At 39.1% G+C, this 20,189-nt stretch carries 22 protein-coding genes and 4 pseudogenes; 13 read left to right on the top strand and 13 right to left on the bottom strand.

Annotation, left to right across the window (positions count from 1 at the left end):
* Window positions 1-279: 279 nt before the first annotated feature.
* Complete coding sequence (locus tag DIC78_RS18240) at window positions 280-546, top strand: hypothetical protein (protein ID WP_127696724.1); 267 nt, start codon at window positions 280-282, stop codon at window positions 544-546.
* Between the two features lie 642 nt (window positions 547-1,188).
* Here the strand turns inward: DIC78_RS18240 and DIC78_RS18235 are convergent.
* The 3 genes from DIC78_RS18235 to DIC78_RS18225 are packed head-to-tail and all read right to left on the bottom strand — an operon-like array spanning window position 1,189 to window position 3,036.
* A complete protein-coding gene (locus tag DIC78_RS18235) occupies window positions 1,189-1,749 on the bottom strand; it encodes an ABC-2 transporter permease (protein WP_240671149.1) in 561 nt (186 codons plus the stop codon).
* A gap of 49 nt (window positions 1,750-1,798) precedes the next feature.
* A complete protein-coding gene (locus DIC78_RS18230) occupies window positions 1,799-2,659 on the bottom strand; it encodes an ABC transporter ATP-binding protein (protein WP_127696722.1) in 861 nt (286 codons plus the stop codon).
* Window positions 2,659-3,036 (bottom strand): GntR family transcriptional regulator, encoded by a 378-nt coding sequence (locus DIC78_RS18225; RefSeq protein WP_106022544.1) that lies wholly within the window; start codon window positions 3,034-3,036, stop codon window positions 2,659-2,661. The genes DIC78_RS18230 and DIC78_RS18225 overlap by 1 nt, the downstream gene beginning before the upstream one ends.
* 700 nt (window positions 3,037-3,736) lie before the next feature.
* Here DIC78_RS18225 and DIC78_RS18220 point away from each other — a divergent pair.
* The 7 genes from DIC78_RS18220 (at window position 3,737) to nikE (ending at window position 9,966) form a co-directional block, all read left to right on the top strand.
* Complete coding sequence (locus DIC78_RS18220) at window positions 3,737-3,853, top strand: YjcZ family sporulation protein (protein WP_010335054.1); 117 nt, start codon at window positions 3,737-3,739, stop codon at window positions 3,851-3,853.
* A 171-nt stretch (window positions 3,854-4,024) separates the two neighbouring features.
* Window positions 4,025-4,114, top strand: a complete 90-nt coding sequence (locus tag DIC78_RS18215; RefSeq protein ID WP_024122253.1) for a YjcZ family sporulation protein — start codon at window positions 4,025-4,027, stop codon at window positions 4,112-4,114.
* A gap of 756 nt (window positions 4,115-4,870) precedes the next feature.
* Complete coding sequence (gene nikA, locus DIC78_RS18205; protein ID WP_106022545.1) at window positions 4,871-6,487, top strand: nickel ABC transporter substrate-binding protein; 1,617 nt, start codon at window positions 4,871-4,873, stop codon at window positions 6,485-6,487.
* Window positions 6,488-6,496: 9 nt separating this feature from the next.
* Complete coding sequence (nikB, locus tag DIC78_RS18200) at window positions 6,497-7,441, top strand: nickel ABC transporter permease subunit NikB (protein WP_106022546.1); 945 nt, start codon at window positions 6,497-6,499, stop codon at window positions 7,439-7,441.
* Entirely contained in the window at window positions 7,438-8,268 is an 831-nt protein-coding gene (nikC, locus tag DIC78_RS18195) for a nickel ABC transporter permease subunit NikC (protein ID WP_095713400.1), read from the top strand. The genes nikB and nikC overlap by 4 nt, the downstream gene beginning before the upstream one ends.
* 18 nt (window positions 8,269-8,286) lie before the next feature.
* A complete protein-coding gene (gene nikD, locus DIC78_RS18190) occupies window positions 8,287-9,114 on the top strand; it encodes a nickel import ATP-binding protein NikD (protein ID WP_106020159.1) in 828 nt (275 codons plus the stop codon).
* Window positions 9,115-9,144: 30 nt separating this feature from the next.
* Window positions 9,145-9,966, top strand: coding sequence for a nickel import ATP-binding protein NikE (gene nikE / locus DIC78_RS18185; RefSeq protein WP_106020160.1), 822 nt, complete (start codon window positions 9,145-9,147; stop codon window positions 9,964-9,966).
* Between the two features lie 182 nt (window positions 9,967-10,148).
* Here the strand turns inward: nikE and DIC78_RS21685 are convergent, their stop codons facing one another.
* Window positions 10,149-10,289, bottom strand: coding sequence for a hypothetical protein (locus DIC78_RS21685; protein WP_174754430.1), 141 nt, complete (start codon window positions 10,287-10,289; stop codon window positions 10,149-10,151).
* A 313-nt stretch (window positions 10,290-10,602) separates the two neighbouring features.
* Window positions 10,603-11,361 carry a metal-binding protein ZinT gene (locus tag DIC78_RS18180; RefSeq protein WP_127696721.1) on the bottom strand — a complete coding sequence of 253 codons (759 nt, stop codon included), beginning with the start codon at window positions 11,359-11,361 and terminating at the stop codon, window positions 10,603-10,605.
* A 201-nt stretch (window positions 11,362-11,562) separates the two neighbouring features.
* Here DIC78_RS18180 and DIC78_RS22210 point away from each other — a divergent pair.
* Window positions 11,563-11,780: pseudogene (locus tag DIC78_RS22210) on the top strand (aldo/keto reductase); the annotation flags it as partial.
* A gap of 14 nt (window positions 11,781-11,794) precedes the next feature.
* Here DIC78_RS22210 and DIC78_RS18170 read toward each other — a convergent pair.
* The 3 genes from DIC78_RS18170 to DIC78_RS18160 form a co-directional block, all read right to left on the bottom strand.
* Window positions 11,795-12,151: an SH3 domain-containing protein gene (locus DIC78_RS18170; protein ID WP_024122261.1), complete on the bottom strand. Its 357-nt coding sequence runs from the start codon at window positions 12,149-12,151 to the stop codon at window positions 11,795-11,797.
* Between the two features lie 57 nt (window positions 12,152-12,208).
* A complete protein-coding gene (locus tag DIC78_RS18165) occupies window positions 12,209-12,568 on the bottom strand; it encodes an SH3 domain-containing protein (RefSeq protein ID WP_127696720.1) in 360 nt (119 codons plus the stop codon).
* A 254-nt stretch (window positions 12,569-12,822) separates the two neighbouring features.
* A complete protein-coding gene (locus tag DIC78_RS18160; RefSeq protein ID WP_127696719.1) occupies window positions 12,823-13,473 on the bottom strand; it encodes a VOC family protein in 651 nt (216 codons plus the stop codon).
* A 477-nt stretch (window positions 13,474-13,950) separates the two neighbouring features.
* On the opposite strand from DIC78_RS18160, the gene DIC78_RS18155 reads away from it, so the two are divergent.
* A complete protein-coding gene (locus DIC78_RS18155; protein WP_223255290.1) occupies window positions 13,951-14,298 on the top strand; it encodes a CotD family spore coat protein in 348 nt (115 codons plus the stop codon).
* A gap of 203 nt (window positions 14,299-14,501) precedes the next feature.
* Here DIC78_RS18155 and DIC78_RS18150 read toward each other — a convergent pair whose 3' ends face one another.
* The 3 genes and pseudogenes from DIC78_RS18150 to adhR form a co-directional block, all read right to left on the bottom strand.
* Complete coding sequence (locus DIC78_RS18150) at window positions 14,502-14,780, bottom strand: HPr family phosphocarrier protein (RefSeq protein ID WP_095713407.1); 279 nt, start codon at window positions 14,778-14,780, stop codon at window positions 14,502-14,504.
* Window positions 14,781-14,923: 143 nt separating this feature from the next.
* Window positions 14,924-15,139, bottom strand: a pseudogene (locus tag DIC78_RS18145) (aldo/keto reductase); the annotation flags it as partial.
* Window positions 15,140-15,194: 55 nt separating this feature from the next.
* A complete protein-coding gene (gene adhR, locus DIC78_RS18140) occupies window positions 15,195-15,599 on the bottom strand; it encodes an aldehyde stress transcriptional regulator AdhR (RefSeq protein WP_024122264.1) in 405 nt (134 codons plus the stop codon).
* Window positions 15,600-15,708: 109 nt separating this feature from the next.
* On the opposite strand from adhR, the pseudogene DIC78_RS21900 reads away from it, so the two are divergent.
* From DIC78_RS21900 to yraA, 3 genes and pseudogenes are all read left to right on the top strand, one after another.
* A pseudogene (locus tag DIC78_RS21900) lies at window positions 15,709-15,909 on the top strand (hypothetical protein); the annotation flags it as partial.
* A gap of 183 nt (window positions 15,910-16,092) precedes the next feature.
* A complete protein-coding gene (locus tag DIC78_RS18130; RefSeq protein WP_127696718.1) occupies window positions 16,093-17,142 on the top strand; it encodes an NAD(P)-dependent alcohol dehydrogenase in 1,050 nt (349 codons plus the stop codon).
* 300 nt (window positions 17,143-17,442) lie between these two features.
* Entirely contained in the window at window positions 17,443-17,952 is a 510-nt protein-coding gene (yraA, locus tag DIC78_RS18125) for a cysteine protease YraA (RefSeq protein ID WP_069487145.1), read from the top strand.
* Window positions 17,953-18,049: 97 nt separating this feature from the next.
* Here yraA and DIC78_RS22205 read toward each other — a convergent pair whose 3' ends face one another.
* Together DIC78_RS22205 and DIC78_RS22200 are read right to left on the bottom strand one after the other, a co-directional pair.
* Entirely contained in the window at window positions 18,050-19,105 is a 1,056-nt protein-coding gene (locus DIC78_RS22205) for a GH32 C-terminal domain-containing protein (protein WP_420867039.1), read from the bottom strand.
* Window positions 19,100-19,931, bottom strand: a pseudogene (locus DIC78_RS22200) (glycoside hydrolase family 32 protein); the annotation flags it as partial. The pseudogene DIC78_RS22200 and the gene DIC78_RS22205, both read right to left, overlap by 6 nt.
* Window positions 19,932-20,189: the final 258 nt, after the last annotated feature.

The following is a 20,189-nucleotide window of genomic DNA, read 5'->3' as shown; positions in this document are numbered from 1 at the left end:
CTCTGTTTTTGTATATATCTCCCCCGATACTTTTACCCGGTGCTACTTACCTTTTATGCTTTCTCATCCTACTTGCTTCTTCTTTATTTATGTAATTATCCGGCACCGGCCATTGATCGCCATCTCATCCATACTGAGCAACACTCCAATTTCACATTAGAGTTGCTGAACCATAGAGTACTCTCTGCAACTGTTGAACCTCTTTCACCATCCAGTGATAGCTGTTAATTAGATTTTCCGTTATCCTTTAAGAACTAACATATTAGCAGGGAGCTAGCCATGATTGAAAAATACACAACTGAAGTTTCTTTAGACTTTTTTAATGGTGATGAAACAGATTTAAAGGATACAATTGAGGAGATGAAACTTTTTGCAAAGACATATGAGAACGATAAAGTAACCGTCCTAAGTGTTACTGAAAACGAATCTTCAAAGAAAAAAAACTATAAAGTTCTTTTACAGCACGAAAGAGATACAGATAATCTAGGACGTAAATATGAATATGATGAAGAAAAACTATTCGGTTTCTTTGAAGATGAAGAATAGTTATTACCCCGTTAGCGCATACAAAGAACCCACATTTTAGTTGGTTTTTTCAATTACTCATTTACATACCCTTAAAATCTATCTCATGATTAAACCTGCGCAAGGCTGCCCTTATTTGAATCACTGTTCTGCCATGCTCGGGAGCTTCTAAGACATGCGCAGTAGCCCGCCTGAACATGTATTACAGGAAGCTGACCAACATTTATTTAATCAATCAGTGACAGGAAACTATGCTCCCCCCTTTTGTAATTAATAAAAAATCCTCATCATGCATGTACGCGAAATGAAAAAACAAAAAAGACGTGTCCCTTTATGATCCGATTGGGCAGGATATTGATTACGAAGATAAAAATGAATAGCTGCATTCGAAAAAGCTATGTATCACTCAGAAACTCATGTTAAATAAGTGGATAGCCCTTCTCATAAAGGAGATAGGCTCTTTTTTACTTCAATATTGTTTTCGATTTCGCGTTTTTGGACCGTAAATTCTATCCCAGGTAATCCGTTGTATGAGTAACATCTAACGTCAAAATACATCACAAACATTGATTTAAGATACCGTTCCTTTTGCAACATATGAGAATAGGGATGATTAAACCACTCAGTAAAAATCTCTTTCTGTAGAATTTCTACACCTTTCCTTTAAAATGCTTTATTTCTATAAATACGAATCGACAGAAGCCAAGAACAAACATATAGAATAATAACCGAAAATAGAATTAATAAATAAACATTAAGATTTTGTAATGATAATAATATTCGAACACATTCTCTGATTATATCATTCAAATTTCGGAACAAGGTATTAACTAATACCATATAAATACCAAGTAAGATAAGTGAGCCTTTGAACAAATATTGGCTGTTAAACTGATAACTAAATGGAAAGATAAATGAAGCAGATACCATCACAAGGCATACGATAAACATTAGATCTATCCATGTTGTTAGTTCTCTATGAATGATCAAGTTCCCTATGAAAATTGTAAGAACTACAATCAAAGTAAAAATAAGTACCCCGATGTACTTTGAACTAACAATTTCCCTTCTTGTATAAGGCAGTGAATTCAGCAGGGTATTTATTCGGGCTTTTTCATCCATTGAAAACGCGTTCATTATTATGACAATACTAAATACAAAACCTGACCAGATATATGATATATTTAACGTTAAATAAACAAATAAAGCAGGCAGCAATATCATAAGAGATTTCTTTTGTAAAATGATATCTTTTCTTATTAAGTGAAACACCCTATTTAGCCCCTTTCTTTGTATAGAACATCAGCTCTTCAATCGTTGGTTTTTCGATTAAAACTAAGTCACCAAACACGTCTTCTATTCGTGTTCTATTGGTTGTTAATGCCTCAAAACCAGCATTAGATTTCCGAATAGAAATAAACTCCTGTTCTGTATCTCGATCTAATAACTCCGCGCCTCCTTTTACAATGGCATACTCTTCTTGAATTTGATAAGATTTCTTTGTGAAAATATGCTCACCATTATGAATAAAAGTAATATAATCTGCAATACGGTCTAAATCTGTTGTAATATGTGTAGAAAAGAAGATCGTTTTCTTTCCATCTTGCATTATATTATGCAGTATATCCAGAAAATCCCTGCGAAATATTGGGTCTAATCCCGATGTGGGTTCATCCATAATAATTAACTCTGCATGATGTGATAAGGCTATTGATAAAGAAGCTTTCATCATCATTCCTTTAGAAAATGATTTGATTTTTTTATTTAACGGCAGTTCAAATTTTTCAACATAGTAATTAAATAGGCGATCATCCCATTTCATATAGCAGGGCCTTATAATCTCCTTCATTTCTGCTAATGTTAAATGTGCGTAGAAAATATTTTCATCAAATACAAAACCAATCCGTTGCTTTATTTTTTTTTCATGTGCTTTATGATCTAACCCAAATATTGAAATCGATCCGCTATCTGGTTGCAATAAGTTCATCATAAGTTTAATCGTTGTAGATTTCCCAACACCATTACCACCGATAAAACCCGTTATAAATCCTTTTTTAACTGTCATTGAAATATCTTTTAGCTGAAAATCACCAAATGATTTATAAACATGTTTGAATTCAATAACATTTTCCACTATTCTTCCTCCCTATATAACAGTGTAAGTATGCCCTTTAATTCTGTAAGTGAGATGCCCATTTCTTTACTGTTTTGAATTGCCGTCAACAATTGCTCTTCAATTACCTTCATTTTTCTTTCTTTCATCATCTCACTATCCTGCTCCGATACAAAAGAACCTTTCCCAACAACCGAATATATGAATCCGTTCTTCTCAAGTTCCTCATAGGCACGTTTCGTTGTAATAACACTTATATCCAAATCCTTCGCTAACTGCCGCATTGAAGGTAAGGATTGCCCTGCATGTAATTCATTGGTCAAAATATGTTTTTTAATTTGAGCATAAATTTGCTCGTAAATAGGTTCTTTTAAATGATTTGAAATGATAATTTGCATATAAAACCCCGCTATCATATTGTATATATACTTTATATACAATATATCCAAATTAATATCAGAATACAACTCTTTTTTAATCCAATCCTTCGAGTTTATCGTTTGGTTAAGTGTAGGGCTCTAATGCTTCATTCACTTGTAAGGTGCATGAATCATTGCCAAGACAACAGAGGGATAGTTGAGAAGGTTTATTTCTTCACTCAATTTATATTTAAATTGCTAATTATGTATAGAAAGTTAATTATGTTTACACTCCAAATCAGAAAGAAACACAAATTACATAAGAATTAGGATAAAATTTTTAATAATGTACACATTCATTTATAGAGATAATAGAAGTTCGGTAATGTAGTGCTCATGATCAAAAGTTTCCTTTACGGAGTGTAACAGCCTGGGAAATACAAACAAAAATAAGCACCCCCTACTCAGAACATAATATCCAAGCAGAGGTGCATATAAAAATGAGCAGGTATATAATGGTGTGTTGACGTATTTTCTCCTGATTATTTCAAGAGAGACTCAATTTCCGATTTCGTTTTCGTTCCATAAATCCGTCTATATTGGTATTGTTGCCCTTCCAATGCTCTCTATTTCAACTTAGACTAAAAAATCATTTTAAAATTCATTTCAACTAGCATCCCTTTCGAAGTAACTCGCCCCCGCATATCATGTACTATCCTCTTTTAAAGGAGGTGGACATATGGGATACTCAAATGGTTGTGGTAGCTCCTTCGCATTAATCGTGGTGCTATTCATCTTACTAATCATTGTTGGAGCAGCTTTCTTCGGAGGCTATCCAGAAGGCGTTCCTATTTAACCCTATATGCAGGAGTACCTCCCTGTTCTGTTTGACGCCATAAGAAACTTTTATGGCGTTTTAATTTATTTTTTAGACAAAAAATTCATTTTTTCTTATTTAGACGTAAATCTATGTCGAAAACGATCGTTTGGCATATCTTATACTACCCTCACTAAAGGAGGTGGCAATATGTCTAATGGTTACGGTAGTTCCTTCGCGTTAATTGTGGTGCTATTCATCTTGTTAATCATTGTTGGAGCAGCTTTCTTTAGATATTAAGTTAATATCCGCAGCAGCACCTCCCTGTTCGGCTAAACGCCATAAGAAACCTTTATGGCGTTTTGTAATGTGATTAACTCCTTATCCTGACAAAGTTTCTGTACCAGGGAAATATAAATTACAAATCTTCATCTTTCTGAAACTCTATGAGCTTTTTTAAAACGTCCACAGTTTTACCTTACATCATTCATATTGATCCAGAGCCATTTTATACGCTCAGCTGAAGTTATATAGTGTAGCAATATAAAACAAAAAAAGTTACAAAGATCAATAATTCAATAAATAATCTTGTTCACGGCTATTACAGTTTGACCGCTTCGACTAGGATCATTGCCTGCAAATATGGACCAGATAATAAATCACTACAATTGGTAAAGCTAAAGTTAAAGCATATTCTAAGCACACACCCCCTATGAAAATGACTGCAGCACTTCAAGTGAAAATCTTAGAAGTAGATTAATTTGACTCAGTTTTTCCAACTCCTCAGTTTTTATAGAGATCTTCTCCACCATTAAAAGATAGTAAAATATGACAACTTTTCCCGTTCTGGTTATGATAAGTCGGTTGCATCTTAATTATTCGAAGGATTACTTGTTACCCTTTTCGAAATCAATTACTTGTTTTTGTTGCGAATACTGCCCACTGCCGTTGGCAGAACATCGGTCCAAAACAATACCTATATTCTTACATTGACAAGGGTATGCTGCCTCCTTAAAATGAAAATGATTATCAACATCAATTAGGGGGGGAATACAGATGCTTAGTGGGAAGATTCGTTTGAAAATTAAATTTACTTTCGTATCGATACTCATCTTTTCTATTTTATTAGCAGGATGTACAAATGCAGGACAAACAGAGAAGAAAGATCCTCACAGTATGGTCACAATTGCTTGGCCTAGAGATATAGGAGAAATAAACCCACATGTCTATAACCCTTCCCAATTGTTTACGCAATCAATGGTGTACGAGCCTTTGGTCTCTTATGAAGCGGGCGGAAAGCTTAAACCGCATTTAGCTGAGTCTTGGGATATATCTAATGACGGCAAAGTGTATACGTTTCATTTGCGTAAGAATGTAACATTTTCTGACGGGACAACATTTAATGCAAAAATCGTGAAAAAGAATTTTGACTCCATTTTAAAACATCCTGAGTTACATAGCTGGTTAGGATTTATTACAAAAATAGCTCAAACAAAAGTGATCGATAATCATACATTTCAATTGACACTGACTGAATCATATTATCCAACCATTCAGGAGCTTGCTGTTGTACGGCCTGTTCGGTTTTTAGGAGAGGCTGGGTTCCCTAAGGATGGCGATACATCAAAAGGTGTAACAAAACCGGTCGGGACGGGTCCATGGGTATTGGAAGAGCATAAAACCGATGAATATGCGATTTTTAAACGCAATGAAAATTATTGGGGTGAAAAGCCTAAAGTCGAGAAAATCAAGGTGAAAGTCATCCCAGACGCAGAAACAAGAGTACTTGCATTTGAAAAAGGTGAACTGGACTTAATTTACGGTGAAGGCGTCATCAGTTTGGATGCATATAAGCAGCTGCAATTGACAGGTCAATATGAAACAAGCCTTTCCGAACCGGTGGCGACGAGACAGCTTGTCATGAATACAAAAAAAGAACAGCTTTCTGATGAACGTGTTCGCCAAGCCCTGCACTATGGCTTTAATAAAGACGCCATGGTGGAAGGCATTACCTCCGGATTAGAAGAAAAAGCAGATCATATTTTGCCGACAACCTTCCCATACACGTCTGATATTGATGTAAAGCCAGTGAAATATGATGCGGAAAAAGCGGGAGCGTTATTAGATGCAGCAGGTTGGAAGCTTCCGAATGGCAAGACGGTGCGTGAGAAAGACGGAAAGCCTCTTGAATTTAGTTTAATGTATGATTCAGCGGAATCCATTCAAAAAGCAATGGCAGAAACGCTGCAAGCAGAGTGGGCAGCGATTGGGGTGAAGTTGAATCTTGAAGGAGTAGAATTGGCGACTCAGGTTAAACGGTTCAAAGCGAATGAATTTGATATGAACTTCTTTAGCAACTATGGCGCACCTTATGATCCGCATACATTTGTAAACATTGTCGCGTCAAAAGGATTTGGATTTAATGAAGCGATTTCGGCATATCCAAACAAGGATGAGCTATTGAAGCAGATGGCAAAAGTTCCCAAAACAACTGATAAAAAAGAGCGTCAACTTCTTTACTCATCTATTTTAACATCCCTTCAAGATCAGGGAGCTATCGTTCCTATCTCTTATATAAAAAAGACAGCGATCTACCAAAAGAATATTACAGACTTTACTTTCCCTGCCAACCGTGATGAACATCCATTTACAGGTATTCGCATTAAGCAGTAGGAGGCTTTTATGGGCATCTATATATTGAAACGAATCATGTCCATCATACCAGTGTTTCTTTTAGCTACACTTCTGACAACTGGAATGATTCAACTCTCACCGGTTGACCCGGCTGAAGCGTATGTAGCCGCAGCGCATATTCAGCCAACCGATGACATTTTAGAGCAAAAAAGACATGAGTTTGGCTTAGATCAACCTTTCTATATCCAATATGTAAACTCTATTTTGAAGAAATGCCAATTCGATTTCGGCATTTCTTATGTTTCGAATAAGCCGGTTTGGGACGAGGTTACACTCCGAATGCCAGCAACGATCGAACTTGCGCTTGGTAGTTTATTGATCGCGGTGGTTGTCAGTGTGCCTCTCGGCTTCCTTGCGGGAATGAAAAGAAATCGCGCAATTGATCATATCAGTCGCTTCATTTCCTTTTTCGGGGCATCCATTCCGACTTTTTGGTTAGGGTATATGTTGATTTTTTTCTTTTCTGTTCAATTAGATCTTTTTCCAGTAGAAGGAATTGGGACATGGCAGCACCTCGTACTGCCGTCAATGACGCTGGCGCTTCCTTTAATTGCTATGTATACAAGACTTTTGCGCGCCAGTGTTATAGAAAACCTGCAAGAACCATATGTACAATACGCAAAAATCAGAGGCTTGAAGAATAAAAGCATTATGGCTAAGCATGTATTGAAAATGGCCATTTCTCCGATGATTACAGGCCTAGGAATGAATCTTGGCAAACTTCTCACCGGAACCATTATTGTTGAAGTGGTTTTTTCTTGGCCTGGCTTTGGCCGTTATTTTATTGAGGCCATTTTCAATCGTGACATCCCTGTCATTCAATGCTATGTGTTCATAGCCGCCACATTTTTTATATTGAGTAGCTTAATCGTTGATCTCATTCAAATGTTTATTGATCCGCGCATTTCCAGGAAAGAAGGGCAGTTTCGATGATCACAAGCATACGCATGATATGTAAAAGTCAAAAAGTGATAACAGCATGTATCATCATATTATCAATTCTATTTCTCATTGCTGTATTTGCCCCTTGGATTGCGCCGAATAACCCTGTTGCTGTTCATTTGGCATATAAGCTGCACCCTCCATCCTTGGAGTTCCCTTTAGGAACTGATCATTTAGGAAGGTGCAACTTATCCCGCCTTTTGTACGGAACACGAATTTCTTTGGGATTTGCAGTGCTCATTTTTATTTCCTCACTTGTGATCGGTCTCATCGTCGGTACGATTTCGGGATATAAAGGCGGATGGATTGATCATCTGTTAATGAGATGTTGTGATGGTGTGATGGCCTTTCCGAACTTAATTTTAGTTCTTGGTCTAGTGGGCATATTCGGACCTGGACTTCCTCAAGTCATTCTTGCCCTCATGCTTGTGCAATGGGTCTATTATGCGAGAATCTTTAGAGGAATGGTGCTTAGTCTCAAAGAGGAGAACTTTATTAAAGCCGCACAAATCAATGGATCATCACAATGGAAGATTCTGAAAAAACATATCATACCTAATGTGCTCCCTCCCCTCGTTGTCATGGGTACATTGGAAATGGGCTGGGCCATTATGGACATATCCGCTATGTCGTTTCTTGGATTAGGCGTCCAGCCACCGGCTGCGGAATGGGGAGCGATGATTCATGAAGGTAAATCGTATATCCGGACGAACCCTGAGTTGATGATTTATCCAGGGATGATGATCATGATTGTGGTTGTAACGTTCAATTTATTAGGCGAGAGCTTATCAGAAAAATACGGAGTCAAACGTCGATGATAAAAAGGAATGAGGAAGTTGGGAACAGAACAATCACCGGTGCTGCAAGTTAGAGATTTGCATGTACAGGCCAAAACGCACAAAGGAGTTTCTACTCTAGTGCAAGACGTCAATTTCGAACTGAAGCGCGGTCAAGTCCTTGGCCTGATTGGTGAGAGCGGATGTGGAAAAACAGTAACAGGCATGTCCATTCTTCAGATGCTTGATCAGAAAACAACCAAGGTGAAAGGAAGCATTTCACTACTAGGCCGAGAATTAAACGGATTGGCAGATAAAGAAATGCGCAAAATACGCGCCAAAGAAATTGCCTATATTATGCAAAATCCGATGAACGCTTTTACCCCCGTTTTTACGATTGGTCATCAAATGATTGAAACGATTCGCACTCATACGTCTTTTAACAAAAAGCAGGCAAAGGAGCTTGCAATCGAAGCGTTGCATAATGTGAGCTTATCCAATCCTATTAAACTTTTAAAATCTTACCCTTTTCAATTAAGCGGCGGAATGCTTCAACGGGTGATGATTGCAACCGCGGTATGCTTACATCCAAGCATTCTCATTGCGGATGAGCCCACAACCGCACTAGACGTAAATAATCAGAAAACCGTGCTGAAACATTTAGACGCCATGCGCTCTGAATGTGGAACGGCGATTTTGCTTATATCTCATGATCTGGGCGTCATTGCTGAAATGGCGGATGAAGTCGCTGTGATGCAGAAAGGAAGAATCACAGAAAAAGCAGATGTGCTTCAGCTGTTTGATGCACCAAAGCATGAATATACAAAGAAGCTATTAGGTGCACGTTTGACATTGCCAATTGATGAACGTGCCATTGGGTCAATTTGACGAAAGAGCGCATTTTAATGAGGTGAACAAGTGAGTTTATTACAAGTGAAAGAAGTCTCTCATCGTTATGCGGAGCGTTCATTATTCAAATGGAAATTTCAATCTAAACAAGTCCTATCCGATGTCAGCTTTTCGATTGAGAAGGGTACATGCTTAGGCTTGATTGGGCCAAGTGGAGCCGGTAAGAGTACATTGGGAAAAGTGTTGCTTGGTTTAGAACGGCCGCAATCAGGTCAAATCCTTTTTCAAGGGCATGATATGTATAGCGTAGATAAATCGATCCGGCGAAAAATCCGTCGTGACCTTCAAGCTGTCTTTCAAGATTCATACTCGTCCGTCAACCCGCGAATGACGGCGGAACAGATAATTGCAGAACCATTAGAAAACTATGAAACCCTCACTGCGGCGGAACAAAGACGAACCATTATTAAGTTATTGGAAAGAGTAGGCCTAAGTGAAAATGATTTAACAAAATATCCGCACCAATTCAGCGGCGGGCAATTGCAGCGGATCAATATCGCCAGAGCAATCTCGCTCAAACCGAAACTGATCGTTTTAGACGAATCAGTCAGCAGTCTGGACATGGTTACCCAAACGCTTATACTCGATTTGTTAAAAGAGCTCAAGGACGAGTTTGGGTTATCGTATTTTTTTATTACGCATGATTTGAAAGCCGCTTATCAATTGAGTGACACATTAGGTGTTCTAGATAACGGAAAATTAGTTGAGCTATACGAGTCCAAACTCCAGTTCTTTGCATCAGACCATCCAGCAGTAAAAGAAATGAGACGCTCCATACTCGCAGAACACCCGCGCTTTCGTTCGATAGGAAGAGGAACGATGCTACAATAAGGAAGGCGCGTGTAGATATATAGCATTTCCGGTTACATCGTTTTTTCATGATATTACTTTAACGAGTACAGCATGTCTCTTGTTGTTCAAAGCATGGAGTGCTGATTTCAATAGAACGGTTGCACCGTTAACTGCTTTCAACTCACGGCTACACATGCCACATTTTAACCAATGTTCCTGCTTTAAATATGACATTGAAAAAGAACCGTTGGCTTTAAACCATTGGTTCTTTTTCTAACTGTTTTTGCTTTCGTTGTTGTGTTCGCATAACATACACTCACAGAACTTTGAAATAATACCAGAGCTTCTTCATCTTTAGTCATTTCATTTTTTCCTCATACTCTCCCTTACTCTTCACCCTATCTTCAAAAAGCTTTTTCCCAACCGTCAAGTTAATATTGATCGTATCTTAACTTTGTTAATGACCGTCAATCCCCGTTGCGAAGAGAAAGAAACGGATAAAAACGAAAGAGGGCAAAAAAGCTGCTGACGAGGAGTCAGCAGCTAAAAGTATTTAAACATTCAAACTCCATCAGGGACTAAGCTTGTTTTTCCCCATTCTATCAATTTTCCATAGTGAAAAAAAAACCGTTTGTGTAGAAGAAATGCCATAATTCACGGTATGTTCATCTTCATTTAATGCGCCATCATCTCATGGGCAATATCGTGTCCATCCATTTTAGACGGGTAGTAGGTTGGCCAGTTTTTCACTTCATCAAGTAAAGCTTCACGGTCCTCACCCCAATACAGATGGTAATGGCTAGCTTTAGTCGGGTAGATACTATGATCGCTAAACTGAATATACTGAGGAAGTCCTTCAGCTTTTTTAGCTCGTTTGAATATGTATCTTACCCCTCTATTGCCCGCATCATATGTTAGAATTTCGTACCCGTCATACGTATACTTACCTGAATATTCTTTTCCATTTTTGAAGAACGTTACAGTATCTTTTTGGATTACAATACGGTCAACATCTGTTTTATACCCTTTTTTATAATACTCTTTATATTCTTCAGCTGTCTTGTCACCTTCATGTTTTGATTTATATGAAAATACTTCGTCCAGAGTGCCATCTTGCAGGTATGGATATACCGATTGCCAGTCTCCTTCCCAATCAGAAAGTGAACGATCCTTTACTTGGCTGTTTTTAAAATAGCCTTCATGAATTTTTTCTGTCTCTTCACCATGTGCATGACTATGGCTATGGCTATGATCGTGATCATGAGATTCTGATGTTTGCTCTTGCGTGTTAGAAGAGTTTTCTTCACCTGCTGAGGATGATGTTGCTGTTTTATTAGACTCACCTTTAGATGAACCTGAAGTCTGACATCCTGCCAATATTAGTAATAAACCAATCATAAATATCCCTAATCTCTTTGCAAATAAAATTTTCATTACAACACTCCTTTTCCCAAACCGAAATAATTACGATTTGCATTATACAATTATCTTGTTCAAAAATCAAAGGGAAAATGCTCCTAATCTCGCTTGAATGTTGCTGGGAGCAGATGGCGATTTCATTAGAATCCTACTTTGTTAATCAGAAATTCTTTTAAAATGCGAAAATCTACGATATTCCATGAGGAGAGATTTGTTGTGAAGTACACCTTTTTAGGAAGAACAGGATTGCGGGTCAGCCGTTTATGTTTAGGTGGCTCGATACAGATGAAAAGACCGCGTTCCATATTATAGATGAAGCGCTCGATAGCGGCATTCCCACAAATGCAGGTGCGGAAGACATAATAATAGCAAAAACCATACCAACATTGTTGGTATGGTTTCTCTCAGATAGGCCCAAAGAAGAGACTCTATTGTACGAATTATATAGCTAGTTGCATTTGTAACCGACAGGGCCGTCTGAACCTGTGTACACATATGTGTCAGACACATATCCAATATTCACGACCCCCCGGGAATCTTTCCACTGGATTTGGTCCCAAATATTACTCGTTCCATACTTCCCGGTAACAGTCGTTCCGTAAGCGTAACAATAGTAAGGAACACGTGAGCCGCTAGGAATGGAAAGCATAATAGGATAGTTTGTACCTGGACCGCTACGCATATTTACAGGCGCACCGCTGCTTGTTGAGACAGTAAAGTACTGAACGGCAAGTGCCTGACTGGAAAAAATGAATAATGATGCGATCATCACGGTTAACATACTCAGCTTTTTCAGTTTTGTCAATTGAATCCCTCTTTCTATGAAAATATCACTGTCTTAGTTTTTTGATTTCAGCTTAGACTACCAGCTGCATTTAGGGACTACCGGGCCGTCTGAGCCTGTATACATATATGTATCAGAGACAAATCCAGGAACAATCTCCCCGCTTGCAAGCGTCCGTTCTGTGTAGTTCCAAATATTACTCGTTCCATACTTTCCAGTTACAGTTGTACCGGTTTTGTAGCAGTAGATCGGGATGCGGGTTCCGCTCGGAATAGTAGTTACAATCCCCCAACTTGTACCTGGGCCGCTGCGCATATTTACGGGAGCACCGCTGCTTGTTGAGACAGTGTAATACTGAACTGCTTGTGCATGACTAGAAAAAATGAATAATGACGCCATCATAACGGTTAATAAACTTCCCATTTTTAACTTTCTCAACTTATACTCCTCCTCATCATAAATATCCTGCGTCTGGTTTTCTTACATTCAGTTCAGGAATGATTCGGCAGACCACCTACGCTCCTTTCGTTTACATATATTGATCATATTACCATCAAACAGGTATATGAGAAGTGCCATTATTACTGAATTTTCCGACAGAAGAGAGGATAAAATTTGGGAATATAGGGATTACAATGCAAGCAAAAATAATGCATGAAAGTTATCACACACACCAATTAAAAGCTTGATTGCTAATCAAAATTTTTGATGATCCCTCTGTCAGTTTCCATCATAAGTGGTGCATCTATACTGTATTTATCCGAGAATATCCATCTTCTCCCGACAGGACCTAATAAAATATAGACCCCTTCTTTATACTCCCCCATGAAATGTAAATGATTTTTTGAGAAAGGTTCATCATTTCTTTGCCGAATTCCCAATTTTAAAAGGTAATCAAAACATTCTTTAACATGATCTGTAGATAAACCAATCTCGCTTATCCCTATTACATTGTCGGGCGTGAATTCTTTTGACCTCGTTTCCGGAGAGGTTTCTAATCGAGAAATAAACTCAACAATATTACCTGCAGGATCTTCAAAATATATCGATCTTGCTTTTGCATTTGAAAAATACGCTTCATCGTCACCATCTTCTTCAAGTAAATCAACCTTCTTTTTCAGCCATTCTTTAGCTTGTGCGAAAATATTCGAATGGATATTAAACGCAAAATGATAGTAATAGCGATTCACTTCGTCTTGGTGCAAGGTTAAGATGCTTTCTCCCACTTGAAATATGGCTAATGTATCAGTTAACGCCAGCCTTTTAAATTGAAGGATATCTTTATAAAAGCTTACAGTTTGATTAAAATCAGAAACAAATATTTCAAGATTTTTTATTTTCACTATTCACACCCCCTCTCTTAATATATCTAAAATGAGAAACAAATTCTTTCTACATTTAGCTTATTTAAGCTACATCATTAGACTGAAAAATAAAGAACCACCTGCACTTGTTTTTCATCCACATTTCGTAGCTTTAACGATACACAGTATGCCTCTTCTATCAGCCAGCAGCCGTAGGATCTCCACTTTTATAGCTTCCAGTCACATTGTGATCTGAAACCACTTTCTGAACTCGTCACCAATGTCATGACTAAAAGCTGCAGAGATTTACTCGTTCTAGTTTTCTACATCAAAATGATAGAAAACTATGCCCCCTTTCTTGTCATGTGTATCGAAATCCTAAAATAATAGCGGATTTTTTATAATATGAGTTTCTTGTCTAGGACAACCTTTTTTCTTCATCATAACTTATGTAGTAAGACAAGATTTTTTGAGAGGGTGATTTTGATGAGCTGCAGCAACGGTGGGTTTAGAAGTGTGGACGAATTCATGTTCGGCTCTCGTCGCGGGAACAACGGTACCAATAGCTTCAATGGCTTCAATGGTTTTAATGGGGGTAATGGAGGTAATGGAGGTAACGGAGGCAACAATGTAGAAACAATTGTTTCTCCCACAAGAAATGTTGTAAATACGACAACCAATGAACGTACTGTTAGACGTGTTCAGCCGACTCACATTGTTAATGTTAATAGAAATATTACAAGAGTAGAAAATTACTATCCAGTGACACAATCTATAGAGAATGAAAATATCGTTGAGGAATATGATTGTGGAAGTGACTTAAGAAATCCATGCTGTAAACCAGTAAAAGGATTCAATAGGTAATCATTCAGTAAAGATGCATTTTAGGCATCCTTATGGATGCCTTTTTCATAACCCTATCCTTTCCAATTATAAGATTTTCGGCATTAATATGAAGAGAAATGAGTTGGTTTCTTCAAAGATAAGCATTTAACAAAACGCTCGTATAAAAAAGGGGGACTTGGAGCGAGTCCCTGAAAATGATAAAAAAAGAGAGGTTTTCTTCCTCATTTCTTTGTGAACTTGTTTTTTTGCAAATGATCTTCTATCGCTTGTAAAGCCTGATTCTCGTCAACGCCATTAGCTCTTATCCTAATGTGGGTATTAGGTTTAATTCCTAGTGACATCACATCAATGAGGGACTTGGGTGTGTTTTTCAGATCGACAGCTTCCCCTTGATATTCAAGATATATACTGGAGCTGAATTTACAAGCCGCACGTACTAACAAGACTGCTGCACGTGCGAAGCCTGTACTCGCGATAATTGTATACTGTTTTTCTATCATTCTCCCCTGCTCCTTAGGCCTGAGAATTCCTTAAAGAATTGGAATAGGCCAGTTTTTATTCATAAGCCCTCTATTCTTTCTCTCAATCCGAAACATAGTATTTTGTTGAATTCCAGCAATATCGTTTTCGAGCATAATTCATGATGACCAACTATTCGGTGAGGTACATATGGTTCTTCTAGAAACTTAACTTCTGCAGGCGTCAATTTAACTGCAAGAGCACCTACGGCATCTTCAAGGTGTGACATTTTCGTAGCACCGATAATAGGAGCTGTTACAGGCTCTTTCTGCAGCAACCAGGCAAGCGCGATATGAATACGGGAGACACCGCGTTTTTCCGCGATTTCCCCTGCTCTTTTATGATAAATGTTAACAAAGAAGGAATTGTTTAATTCATTCTAGCCTTACTGGTACTTATCCATGAAAACTTTCCGTTTTAGGTCTGCTTTTGAGTTTGTCCTCATTTTCGCGCAATTTCCCATCATAATCCTCAATTTTTTTATTTAATCTTTTTATTGTTTCATCAATTTCTTTCCGCTTTTCTATCAATCGCTGTCTTTCGTCAGCCAGGATATTTTTGCGGGCTTCTACTGTTCGGTCTCCTTCAGTAAATAACGTTGTATATTCAATTAACGCTTCTATCGTTAGTCCAGCATTTCGCATGCATTTGATGAATTCAACCCATTTGATATCTTCTTCATCATAATCGCGGATTCCGCTTTCTTTTCGTTTTACCGGCGGGATCAATCCAACACGTTCATAATATCTGAGCGTTGCGGCTGTTAGGCCAAACTGCTTTGCCACTTGCGTAATATTCATATTTTTCACCTCTTTATCCTGCTGTTTTTGAAGATAACACTTAAAGTTCACTTTAAGTCAAGAAGAAACCAAGTTTAAACTCTGACGTATTCCTCAATCTCATTCTTCAGGAGATGTCGTGAATATTCCGCCGCACGTAAAACATTGGCATGGCGCAACAAAAGACAGTTGGCTTGTACATGTAACCATTACTCTTGGAGAGACGGACCTGTTCATGATGAATGGTATGATACATGATAAAACGAACGCATCGAGTCAATTGATTCGATGCGTTTTTTATATGAGCGGCCGTACAGAATTTAATACTTAAGTGTTAAAAAAGCATTATTTCTTCAATAATTGTGTTTACTCTTAATCTTTTATAAAAATATGTTTCTAAAAAAACTCTTGCCTTAAAGTGGACTTTAAGGTTTAAAGTGATGTTGAACACACATGACAAACACCAAGTGACATGTTCTTATCTGGAAACTGACTATATGAAAGGAAGGTCTGTATGTGTAATCATTATAAAACTCGTGTATTAAGCGTACCAAATGCTAAAGCGAAATTTGAACAGACGACAATTGAAAGAAGAGAATTACGGCCGCACGACGTCTTAATCGACATTAAGTTCAGCGGTATTTGCCATTCCGATATCCACAGTGCGTTCGATGAATGGGGCGGAGGAATTTTTCCGATGGTTCCCGGTCACGAAATCGCCGGAGTTGTGGAGGCTGTGGGAGCAGAAGTCACAAAATTTGCTGTCGGAGATCGCGTTGGCGTCGGCTGTTTTGTTGACTCCTGCGGAGAATGCGAATACTGCCTCAGCGGTGAGGAACAGTTCTGCACTAAAGGTGTTGTCCAAACTTATAATTCACTGGACTATAATGGAAATCCGACGTATGGCGGGTACAGCCAAAAAATCGTTGTCACTGACAGGTTCGTTGTTCGGATACCGGACAGTTTGGAGATGGATGTTGCCAGCCCTCTACTGTGTGCAGGGATTACAACCTATTCCCCTCTAAAACACTGGAACGTCGGCCCAGGCAAAAAGGTTGCGATTGTAGGGGTCGGCGGGCTTGGTCATTTGGCGATTCAATTTGCGCATGCTTTGGGTGCAGAGGTAACCGTCCTGAGCCGCTCTATGAATAAGAAAGAGGAAGCCCTTGAACTAGGGGCTGACCATTACTATGCAACCAGTAATCAAGCTACATTTACTGAATTGGCCGGGCGTTTTGACGTAATCTTAAATACAGTATCCGCGAACCTTGATGTAGATGCCTATTTATCAATGCTTCGGATAGACGGAACCCTTGTGAATGTAGGGGCACCGGCCGAGCCGGACAAATATAGTGTATTCTCCTTAATCATGGGCCGCCGCAGCCTAGCGGGTTCTCTTGTCGGCGGAATTCCAGAAACACAAGAGATGCTTGATTTCGCTGCTCAGCATGGCATTGCACCTAAAATTGAGGTGATTCGTGCCGATCAAGTGGATGAAGCATATGAGCGTGTTCTTCGCAGTGATGTACGCTACCGATTCGTTATTGATATCTCTACATTATGAGTCGGAATAGTTGTAAAAGGTGAGGTAGCCATACTATTGGCTACCTCGCCTTTTGTTTACTGCACTCCGCTCCACAGTGAAAATCATTTAAAAAGTCTTTTTTTAAAAAAGAAATAAGTTAAGAAGAGCGCTAATCCTTCTGCCTCGTTTTGGCGGCGATGTTACCATATGAAAACCATAAAATCTATAAAACAACCCCTTCGCAGGACTCTTGCGAAAACCATCTCAAGCAAATATTTTGAAGGAAAATGAACGTGCCTGTTATTCTATGGTATATAGGAATTCATAGGAGGTATAAATATGAGCAAAAAAATCGCTGTTCTCGTTACAGACCAATTCGAAGATATCGAATATACAAGTCCGGTAAAGGCATACGAAGAAGCTGGCCATAGCGTCGTTGCCATTGATTTGGAAGCAGGCAAGGAAGTTACCGGTAAACATGGCGAGAAAGTGAAGATCGACAAAGCGATCTCCGACGTAGATGCAAGTGAATTCGATGCCCTATTAATTCCTGGAGGATTTTCCCCAGATTTGCTTCGCGGAGATGACCGGCCGGGTGAATTTGCGAAAGCATTTGTAGAAAATGAGAAACCTGTTTTCGCTATTTGCCACGGCCCGCAGGTACTCATTGATACGGATCTTCTGAAAGGCAAAGACATCACTGGCTACCGCAGCATTCGCAAAGACTTGATCAACGCTGGTGCAAATTACAAAGACGAAGAAGTAGTCGTCAGCCACAACATTGTAACAAGCAGAACACCTGATGATTTGGAAGCATTTAACCGCGAATCATTGAACCTGTTGAAATAAGAAAAAGGCACAGACTGTTTGAGTCTGTGCCCTTTTTTATAGAGAAAGTGTAAGAATTTCTATTCCCCCTTCATTAAAAATGCCTCTTTTTTCTTTTCTAATCAGCCTTTGCGTTGACATTCTGAAAGGCTGCTGTAGCATCCCAAACGTTCAAGCCAAATTGACCTTCTGAGAATGCAGAATCTTCAGCATCTATGACTAGACGGTCATCCAAATATATTTTAAAGTGAGCGCCATGAGCCACAGTTTTCAAGTGATATTTTTTATTTATATCTATCGGTGTTTGGTGTTCGGCAATAACAGAGGCAATCCCGTCCTCAAATTTAAAAAATTTCACAAGATCATGTTTCGCATCCACATTGGCTACATAACCGTTTTGTGCGTCTTTATCAGAACGAAACACAAGAGCCCCTGCCCCTTTTCCGTTCCCATCCTTAATGATTATATCGGATTCATAAGTGAAGTCAGCTCCTGATGCTGAAGACATCATGAAGGAATCGCCGTCTGATCGTCCTTGTTTTCCATCAATTGTGTCGGCCCACGTACCGTTTACAGTTGTCCAGCCAGTCAAATTGGATATAAACGGTGACGCTCCCCATGCTTTATTTAAAGGATGAATCGTTAGGGAGTTTACCTTAACACGGCCATTAATAGCATATAATTCAAGACCTTTGCTTGATCTATCCGGAAGAATGATGTCAGTCAACACCTGTTGCCCGTCATTACCAAATACTTCGACTGAAGAGCGGTCAACAAAAATACGCATTTTTATCTTTCCATTTACCGGCTTCAGCGGAGCTGCTTGCTTCCCAGTGTTAAAGGTTGGATTAAAGGTGACATTTCCGGATTGGCTTCGGTCAACGAACAGTTTGCCGCTCTTTTGATGATAACCGACTTTTGTATATTGATTTCTCCCTGTTCGAACCTTAAAACCGAATTCAGAAGCCGAACCTGGATTCACTTGAAACTCTGCATTCATTTCATAAGCATCTCCAGATATACCCGCCAATACATTACTGCTCTCTGGCGATATAATCTTATTTTCCCACTTCTGCGCGGCTCCCCTGATAGATTGCAGCTCTGTTACTGGTGTTTGAATAACTCTGATCCCTTTAGAAAACGCTTTCAATTTTACTTCTCTTGGAATAGTCATTGCACTTCTCCATGGAGATGTAGGAACATCGTTGGCATATTGCCAATTGCTCATCCACCCTAGCCAAAGCCGCCGTCCATCTGAAGAAGGAACATCGGACCAAGAAACAGCCGCATAAAAGTCTTTACCGTAGTCGGTCCATAATACTTTGTCTGACGGGTTTTCGTTCTTGAAAGTTGTTCCATCAAAACTTCCTACAAAATATTGCATGCCTGATCCTCCTGAAACCGCACCGTTTCCCACACTGACTTGCATCACCCATTTCTTTTGTTTCGGATTGCCGTCTACAGGAAGCTCAAATAAATCCGGACATTCCCATACGCCTCCATGACTTCCTTGTCCTTGTCCAAACTCACTTGCATATGTCCACTGCTTCAGATTTTTTGATGTATAAATGAGTATTCGGTCACCAGCTGCCAGGACCATCACCCACTTTTTATCTTTTTCATACCAAAACACTTTCGGATCGCGAAAATCTTTTTTTCCCGGGTTTGGAATGACCGGATTACCTGAGTATTTCGTCCACGTTCTGCCTTTATCATTACTATAGGCGACGCTTTGCACTTGGCCGTCTTCATGATCCTGCGTATATATAGAGACAAGCGGCTTCTCCTTTCCGGTTTGAAAAACCGCTTGTATTATTCCAATCGACCACTGCGCTCCCGGAAAAAATTGTACCTTTTTCATCAGGTGACAGCGCTATGGGAAGGTGCTTCCAGTGAACTAAATCCTTGCTTACTGCATGGCCCCAATGCATCGGCCCCCATTGCAGACCGTATGGATGATGCTGATAAAACAAATGATACTCCCCTGCATAATAAACCATTCCGTTTGGATCATTCATCCAGTTTGCCTCTGGTGTGAAATGATATTGGGGACGGTAATCCTCATCATAGTAGCTTGAATCGGCTGCACTTACTGGCAGTGCCATAGTAAACAGCATGGTGAATAGGATCACGACTTGAATTAGCTTCTTTTTCATTCTGATTCTCTCCTCTCTAACATTTAAAAACATTCAAGAGAGACATCTGCACGAGTGATCCGTGATAAAAGCTGTATCGAATGATGAAGAGGTTATGAGAAA

It is taken from the genome of Bacillus halotolerans, assembly GCF_004006435.1.
GTDB classification, from domain to species: domain Bacteria; phylum Bacillota; class Bacilli; order Bacillales; family Bacillaceae; genus Bacillus; species Bacillus halotolerans.
This window is presented reverse-complemented; position numbering and strand designations above follow the sequence as displayed.